At 67.0% G+C, this 1,093-nt stretch carries 1 protein-coding gene; it reads right to left on the bottom strand.

Going from position 1 to position 1,093, the window contains the following annotated elements; translation table 11 throughout:
- A partial coding sequence (locus tag AB0D59_RS51125) for a DUF6531 domain-containing protein (protein WP_362580101.1) occupies positions 1-1,093 on the bottom strand: 1,093 nt, incomplete at both ends.

The raw sequence follows: 1,093 nt of genomic DNA, 5'->3' as shown, positions 1-1,093 counted from the left end.
AAGGGCCGGTGCGACGGGCGTACGGCCACGCTGACCGGCTGGAACCGGGCGTTGCGGGTGATCCGGGTCTCCTGGTTGCCGATGGCCGAGCGGATCAGGCGGTTGCTGGCGATATCGGTCGTCGCGGTGCTGACCCGCTGCTCGGGCTTGCCGACCGCCTCGGTGGTCGTGACGGTGCGCGCGAGCGCGCCGGTGACCGCGTCGTTGGCTTCGGCGTAGGCGAACTCCGACTTGGTGCCCTTCCGATCGGTCAGGCTGGCCGGACGGCCACGGAAGTCGGCGGACTCGGGGTTGTACGTATTCTTGACCGTGCCCTTTTCGTCGATGACGTCGCCGAACCGGCGCGGCAGCACGCCGGTGCCGCTGGTCAGGCCGTAGGTCGTCTTCTGGCCCAGCGAATCGGTCACGTCCGTTCCGCCTTCAGGGCGGTAGGTCAGCGTGATCTTGTCGGCGCCGCCGTCATGCTGGCTGGAGATCACCCGGCCCTTAGCGTCGTAGGCGAAGGTGCTGTAGCGCTTGTTGTCCTCGTGGGTGACCCCAGTCAGGTGGCGCGGGAACCGGCTATCTTCGTAATGGTACTTGCGCTTGTCGCCGCCAGCGAACGTCGCGATCTCTACCTGCCGTCCCGCCGTGTAGGCGTAACTCGCCAGCGTCTTGCCTTCCGACGCGATCGAGGCGATCGAGGCATCGCCCGACGGCTCGGCATACACGAACTGCAGCGAGCGCCCGCTGGAGTGAGTCACCTTGTCCAGACGGTCGTACTCGCCATAGGCGCAGGTCAGCCCGGTGCCGTCTTCGTTTCGCCGCTCGATCAAACGCCCTTGAGCGTCGAACACAAGCACGTCGCCTTGCCGGTGCAGCAACCATTGCGAGCCTGACGCCACGACCCGGTCGCCGCTGCTGTCGGTCGCGAAGAAGGCGTTGCCGAGCTTCGCGTAGCGCACCTGATAACCGTCGCCGCCGCTCAAGCCGAGCGTATCGGCCGAGATGCTGAGGCGCAGATCGAGCGAATGCGTCCAGCCCGGGCCGAAACCGCCCGAACGCACGGCGACGCCGGAGTGATAACTGCGGGTGAACGCGATCCAGCCCAGCT

It is taken from the genome of Streptomyces sp. NPDC048417 (genome assembly GCF_040651615.1).
Classification (GTDB): domain Bacteria; phylum Actinomycetota; class Actinomycetes; order Streptomycetales; family Streptomycetaceae; genus Streptomyces.
Note: the sequence above shows the minus strand (reverse complement) of the source record. Positions and strands in the feature narration are given on the sequence as shown.